Below are 6,845 nucleotides of genomic sequence, written 5' to 3'. Positions count from 1 at the left end.
CAGAGGCGGTGTTGTGACGGCGGTTATCTTTGATCTCGACCGTACGCTGATTGATTCCGCGCCGGATATTGCCGCGAACGCCAATGTGGTATTGCAGGAAGCGGGTCTGGCGGAACTGCCCGAAGCCACCCTGCGCGGCTTTGTTGGCAAGGGCGTGGGGCATTTGATCGGCTGCATGCTTCATGCCTCCGGTCAGGTGCCGGATGGACCCTTGTTCGCGCCGATGCTCAAGCGGTTCAACCAGCGTTATGAGACGGCGTTTGAGCACACAAAGGTCTATCCCGGCGTTACCGAGGCGCTGGAAACGTTGGCACAGATGGGATGTGCCCTGGGGATTTGCACCAACAAGCCGATCGCGCCCACCCGTGCGGTGCTGGCGCATCTGGACCTGACGCCGTATTTCGGCGCGGTTCTTGGTGGCGACAGTCTGGCGGTGCGCAAGCCGGACCCCGCACCGTTGCGGGCGGTGGCAGATGAACTTGGGCAGAGCCTCGTGATCTATGTCGGCGACAGTGAGGTAGATGCCGAAACCGCAGCCAATGCGAAACTGCCGTTCCTGATCTATACTGAAGGCTATCGGAAATCGCCGGTCCACGAACTGCGCCACGATGCAGCCTTCAATGATTTCAGGCAATTGCCGGGGTTGGTTGCCAACCTGATGAAAGGATAATCCATGTCCGCCTCTTTCCGTTTCAGCCATGCGATCACGCGCAAGCCTGCCCCCAGCATCACAAAAGGACTGCGCGCCATTGATATCGGTACGCCCGACCTCGACCTGATGCAGGGGCATCACGCCGACTACATTGCTGCGCTGCGCAGGACAGGGGCGGAAGTGATCGAACTTCCCGCGCTCAACGCCTTCCCCGACAGCGTTTTCGTGGAGGATACGGCGCTGTGTCTGCCGCAGGGTGCCGTGATCATGCGGCCCGGTGCGCCCAGTCGTCTAGGCGAGGCGGCGGAAATGGCTCCGCATCTCGCCACACTTTACCGCGAGGTTCGTCATATCTCGGGCGCGGACAGCTTCATCGAGGGCGGCGATATCCTGACGACCGAGCGCGAGATTCTGGTCGGCCGCTCCGCACGCACCAATGCGGCCGGGGTCGCGGAACTGAAAACATTGGTTGCCGATTGGGGCCATACGCTGCGCGAGGTATCCACGCCGCCCGGTGTGCTCCATTTCAAAACCGATTGCTCGTTGCTCGACGGGGAAACCATCCTTTCCACCGAGCGGTTGGCGGCGTCGGGGTGTTTTCCGGGCTACCGCGTCATTCATACCGCGGAAGGCGAGGACGCCTGTGCCAATGCCATTCGTTTCAATGATCTGGTCATCATGCCCGCTGGTTTTCCGAAAACCCGCGACCTGCTGGACAAGGCAGGCTTCAAGGTCGTGGAGGTTGGCAACAGCGAATGTGCCAAACTCGATGGCGGCATGTCCTGTCTGAGCCTGCGATTCACCCCGCGCACCTGATGGCTTCATCTTGGTAAAAATACCTGATTTGTCGCTGCCAAAGCCGCGCATGTCCCGGTTTTCGCCTCAATAGACCAGGTTTTTCGCCCGCTCCGACAGGAATTTCGCTGTACTTCCGTCCTCATATATCACCCGCAGCGAAACTTTCGCGACCGAACCTGTCGGGACCGAGATGAAAAACGGGTAGATGGTGCCGATTTCCTTGTTGGTGTTGGGTTGGCGCAAATCCCGGTAGCAGGGTTCCATCGGGAATCGGGTTACGGCAAGATCGTCATTGAAGCCGTAATACAGTTCCTGCACGCCGCAGCGCCAGCTTAGCAAGGTGGTGAAATAGATCAGGTCTTGCGCGCCCTCCTGCTTGAAGGCCAAAAGCTGGTCGCCCAATTGCTGGTGAATGAAGGCAGCGCCTTCGGGCGTAGTGAAATCACTCGGCGGCACGGTCTGGGCGGTGGCAGCGCAAGTGAACAGGGCCAGAAAGGCCACGGCTGCGGTGGAATTCATCATCATTGCGGTCCTCATGTTTTCAAATCAATGCGGCACCCCTATAGTCGCCTCAAAACAAGGCCGGGCAGGATCAGTATGGCGCAAAAGCGGGCGGGCAAGCAACGGTTCAACATAGTCGCCGTCGGGCAATCCGGGCGGCTGCAATATGAGGCGGTGTTGCTGGCGGCAAGCCTGCGCGCGACCAATCCCGATTTTGAAGGTCGATTGTTCATCGCCGTGCCGCAGTCAGGCCCGCTGTGGCGCGGCGATCCGGCAATTGCGGAAACCGCTGTTTTGGAGTTGCTGGCCAGTTTCGGCGCGGAGGTATTGCCGTTTGAAAGCAGGATTTTCGGCAGCACCTACCCTTACGGCAACAAGATCGAATGTCTCGCGGTACTGCCGGAGGAACCGTTCCTGTTCGTCGATACCGATACAGTTTTCACCGGGCCATTATCCTCCGTCGGGTTCGACTTTAGCAAACCATCCGCCTCGATGAAGCGTGAAGGCACCTGGCCGGTGCAGGAACTTTATGGCCCCGGCTATACTGCGATCTGGAAATCGCTTTATGACCGCTTCGGGTTGGATTTCGACAGCAGCCTCGACCTGAGCCAGCCCGATGAATACTGGCAGCGTTATCTCTATTTCAACGCCGGTTGGTTTTTTCATCAAAGCCCGCAGGCGTTTGGTGCGAAATTTCGCGACTACGCCCGCGTTATCCGCGATGATGCGCCGCGCGAACTTGTGTGTCAGCCGCTCGACCCCTGGCTCGATCAGGTGGCGTTGCCTTTGGTGATTCATGCGCTGGGTGGTGGGCGGCCGGCGGCTGAACTGTCAGGTCTGGATGGTGACGTGACCTGCCATTGGCGCACCATGCCGTTGTTCTACGCCCGCGAAAGTGACGAAGCGGTGCGGGTGGTGGAGGAGGTGATGGCCCCGAACCCGGTCAAAAAGGTTCTGAAAGAGTATCTGCCGTTCAAGAAGATCGTCTATCAGGGCAAAGGCGCCGAAATCCGCGCGATGTTTGACCGCCGCGATTTGCCGCGCAAGGAACAGATGATCCGCAATCAGATCAAGCGCGCCGGGCTTTGGGTGCGTTGACGCTACGCGCGTGCCAGTTCATGCGCGATGGCGAAAAACGCTGAAACCAGCTTTCCGGCCCGGCGTTCCTTCAGGCAGATCAGGCTTTCCTCCATCATCATCTCGGCTTCCTCCGCCATGGGGATACGCACCAGTCTTGGGTCGTCACCAAATTCCGCGACCGAGACGAAACCCACCCCAAAACCGGAGGCGACAATCTCGCGCACCGCTTCGCGGCCTTCGGCGACGATGGCAGGACGGAAGCTGTGTCCATTCACTTGCGCCGCTTCCTCAAATTTCTTCCTTGTCTTGGAACCTTCTTCACGCATAACAAGAGGAATGTCTTTCAAGTCATTGAAGTGTAATATTTTTCGACGTGATATGGCGTGCCCTGCCGCAACGAATGCAGAAATCGGCGTCGCGTTGAGGGCGACGGTTTCAAACTCACGTCCAGATGGGACTTCACCCAGAACGCCAAGATCGGCGCTGTAATTGAACAGGCTTTCGATCACGCTGTCGGTATTCCCGCCGGTGATTGTGATGCCGACACCGGGAAAACGGGTGCGGAAAATCGCAAGGATTTTAAGGACATGCTGCGCACTGTCGGCCTTGATGCACAAATGGCCCGATCGGGTGGCGCGGCTTTCGGTCAACAACTCCCGCGCCTGCGCTTCATTTTCAAACAACCGCCGGGTGATTTCCAGCAGTTTCTCCCCCGCCGCCGTCAGTAGAACCGCCTTTTTATGACGGTTGAACAGCAGGATATCATACTCCTCCTCCAGTTTGCGGACTTGATCCGAGATTGCGGGTTGGGTTAAGAACAGCTCTTCCGCCGCACGCGAAAAGCCGCCACAAATGGCGACATAATGGAACGCGCGAAGCTGGACATAGCGCATATAGTTCTGCCTTATTCGATTGGGTGAAGCTATATACACATCGTAACTAACGATTTGCGTTATGCCTGACAAGCGCGTTAGCTGACGGCTTGCCCGGTCTGCACCAAGGTTTTGCCACAAGGACTGCCAATGTTGCCTGTTGTCTTTCTGATCCATCTTGCCGGGGCGGTGATGCTTTTGCTTTGGGCGGTGCGTATGGTCCGCACCGGGGTTGAGCGGGCGCATGGCGCGCGGCTGAAAGCCGCGCTGCGCGGTGCCAAGGGCGGCAACATCCAGATGGCCGCCGCAGGCACGCTTCTGGCAGTGATCATGCAAAGTTCCACCGCCGTCGGGATGCTGGTCGCGGGCTTCGTTGCAAGTGGGATCATCACCGTCGCCACCGGCATCGCCGCACGGATGGGGGCAGAGCTTGGCTCCGCGCTTGTGGTCAAGATCCTGTCTTTCGATCTCTCCGGCCTGATCCCCTTGCTGCTCCTGATCGGTGCGACGATGTTTCTGAAATTCGAGTCGCGCAAAATCCGCCAGACCGGGCGCATCGTGCTGGGGATCGCGTTCATCCTGCTGTCGCTGGAAATGGTCGGGCAGGCCACCGAACCCTTGCGCGATTCCTCGATGTTGCCGGCGATGGTGGGCTATCTGCGCGGTGATCCGTTGACGGCGTTTCTGGTTTCGGCGGCCCTGACCTGGATCGTGCATTCCTCGGTCGCCTCGATGCTGCTCTATGTCGCATTCGCGGCGGGTGGCATGTTGCCGGTCGAGGTTGCGGTGCCGATGGTGCTGGGCGCGAACCTTGGCGGCGGGATTGTCGCCTGTTGGCTGACGCGCGGGATGGAGTTGGAGGCGCAGCGCGTGCCCTTGGGGAATCTGCTGTTTCGCGGCGGTGCGGCATTGATCCTGGTCGGCGTTTTGCTGTTCCATGACATCCCGATATCGGCTTTGGGTGCGACGGTGGCGGTGCAGATGGTGAATTTCCACCTTCTGTTCAATCTGCTTCTGATGGTGCTGGCGTTGCCCTTCGTTCACCCGATGGCGCGATTGACTGCCCGCGTCATGCCGGACGCGGTGGTGGAAACCGTGGCAGAGCAAGACCCGATCCTTGCGATTGAAAGCATGCTTGACCACGGCTCCATGGAATATCCAACCGTGGCGCTTGCCAGTGCCAAGCGCGAACTCCTCCGGATGGGAGAGATTGTTACCGCGATGTATCACCCGATCATGGAATTGATGGACGGCGGCAATCTGGACAAGATCGCGCGGGTGCGGGCGCTGGATGAACAAGTCAACAAGAAGCATACCGACATCAAGCTGTTCATTGCCAAGGTGAACCGCGGGCCCCTGTCCGAAGCTGAGGTGCGGTTGGGTATGGATATGACCGATTTCTCGATCAATCTGGAACGGGTCGGGGATGTGATCGTAAAGAGCCTGCTGGCTCTGGCTGAAGAACGTGCGCGCAAGGGGCTGCATTTTTCCGCCGACGGGTGGGAGGAAATGTGCAGCCTGCATGCGCGGGTGGAGGCGAATATGCAACTCGCGCTCAATGTGCTGATTTCGGGCGATGTGCCATCCGCCCGCCAACTCGTCCGAGAAAAGGAAATCATGCGCAAGATGGAGCGTCAAAGCCATGACCGCCATCTTGAACGCCTGCGGCACGGCGAAGTTGCCAGCATCGACACCTCGGACATGCATCTGGAAACCGTGCGTGCTCTGAAAGAGATCAACTCGCTTCTGGTGACGGTCGCCTATCCGATCCTGACCGAAAGCGGGCATTTGTTGGAAAGCCGTTTGGCGCAGCCGGTGTAGTATCGCTGTAATTGATAGTCTGATACGAAATAACGATTTTACATATACCGCACCGCATGGAATGATCGGCGCAGATCGTCACCCATGGATGAGGCGCTTCCAATGTCTTCCCGCCAGAATGATGCTTTCCCCGATCCCGCGAAGGGGGAGCCGTTCCTGCTGACCCCCGGCCCGTTGACCACCGCTTTTTCGGTGAAAGAGGCGATGCTGCGGGATTGGGGGTCGTGGGACGGCGATTTCCGCGCTATGACGAAATCGCTGTGCGATCAACTGGTTGCGCTGGCGGGTGACACCAACGGCGATTTTACCTGCGTGCCGTTGCAAGGTTCCGGCAGCTATTGCGTCGAGGCGATGCTGGGGACATTCGTGCCGCGTGACGGCAAGGTTCTGGTGCTGGCGAACGGCGCTTACGGGCTGCGCGCAGCGGAAACAATGCGCTATCTGGGCCGCGCTTATACGCTGATCGACAAGGGCGATTATATGCCGCCGCGCGGGGCGGAAGTGGCCGAGGCGCTGGCCGCCGATCCCGCGATCACCCATGTCATTGCCATTCATTGCGAGACATCTTCGGGCATCCTGAACCCGGTGACGGAAATCTCCGAAGCGACCTATGCCGCAGGCCGCAAACTGCTGGTTGATAGCATGAGCGCCTTTGGTGCCGTCGATCTGGACGTGAACCGCATCCGATATGAGGCGATGGTGAGTTCGGCGAATAAATGTATCGAAGGTGTGCCGGGGTTCGGCTTTGTCATTGCGCGCAGGGCGGAACTGGAGGGTTGCAAAGGCAATTCCCATTCGCTCGTGCTTGATGTCCACGCGCAATGGGTAGCGATGGTGAAAACCGGCCAGTGGCGCTATACCCCGCCGACCCATGTTGTCGCCGCGTTTCTGGAGGCGCTGCGCCTGCACGCGGAGGAAGGCGGCGTTGTCGGGCGCGGTGCGCGCTACACGAAAAACCGCGATGTGATGGTCGCGGGGATGCGCGGGCTTGGCTTTGAAACCCTGCTGAAAGATCGCTGGCTCTCGCCGATCATCGTCACCTTCTTTTGCCCTGCCGATCCGAAATTCATCTTCACCGAGTTTTATGAGCGGATGAAAGACAAGGGCTTCATCATCTATCC

Annotated in this window: 7 protein-coding genes; 5 read left to right on the top strand and 2 right to left on the bottom strand. The window is 58.9% G+C overall.

Translation table 11 applies throughout. The annotated features are described in order from the left end of the window. The coding region (gene gph, locus L0H65_RS11650; RefSeq protein ID WP_367651987.1) for a phosphoglycolate phosphatase at positions 1-670 on the top strand (670 nt) is incomplete at its 5' end. A gap of 3 nt (positions 671-673) precedes the next feature. Next, positions 674-1,468: a dimethylarginine dimethylaminohydrolase family protein gene (locus L0H65_RS11645; RefSeq protein ID WP_301459177.1), complete on the top strand. Its 795-nt coding sequence runs from the start codon at positions 674-676 to the stop codon at positions 1,466-1,468. A 66-nt stretch (positions 1,469-1,534) separates the two neighbouring features. On the opposite strand, the gene L0H65_RS11640 is transcribed toward L0H65_RS11645, so the two are convergent. Next, positions 1,535-1,972 (bottom strand): hypothetical protein, encoded by a 438-nt coding sequence (locus tag L0H65_RS11640; RefSeq protein ID WP_301459176.1) that lies wholly within the window; start codon positions 1,970-1,972, stop codon positions 1,535-1,537. Positions 1,973-2,047: 75 nt separating this feature from the next. On the opposite strand from L0H65_RS11640, the gene L0H65_RS11635 reads away from it, so the two are divergent. After that, a complete protein-coding gene (locus L0H65_RS11635) occupies positions 2,048-3,049 on the top strand; it encodes a hypothetical protein (protein WP_301459174.1) in 1,002 nt (333 codons plus the stop codon). A gap of 2 nt (positions 3,050-3,051) precedes the next feature. Here L0H65_RS11635 and L0H65_RS11630 read toward each other — a convergent pair whose 3' ends face one another. Further along, on the bottom strand, positions 3,052-3,924 hold the full coding sequence (locus L0H65_RS11630) for a LysR substrate-binding domain-containing protein (RefSeq protein WP_301459173.1): 873 nt from the start codon (positions 3,922-3,924) through the stop codon (positions 3,052-3,054). A gap of 129 nt (positions 3,925-4,053) precedes the next feature. On the opposite strand from L0H65_RS11630, the gene L0H65_RS11625 reads away from it, so the two are divergent. Both L0H65_RS11625 and L0H65_RS11620 read left to right on the top strand, forming a co-directional pair. Then, entirely contained in the window at positions 4,054-5,724 is a 1,671-nt protein-coding gene (locus tag L0H65_RS11625; protein WP_301459172.1) for a Na/Pi cotransporter family protein, read from the top strand. A 102-nt stretch (positions 5,725-5,826) separates the two neighbouring features. Further along, positions 5,827-6,845 (top strand): 2-aminoethylphosphonate--pyruvate transaminase (locus L0H65_RS11620; RefSeq protein ID WP_301459170.1); only part of this gene is annotated, 1,019 nt, incomplete at its 3' end.

Source organism: Pseudorhodobacter sp., from assembly GCF_030452865.1.
Lineage (GTDB): Bacteria > Pseudomonadota > Alphaproteobacteria > Rhodobacterales > Rhodobacteraceae > Pseudorhodobacter.
The sequence above is the reverse complement of the archived record's forward strand: the minus strand, read 5'-3'. Positions and strand labels throughout refer to the sequence as shown.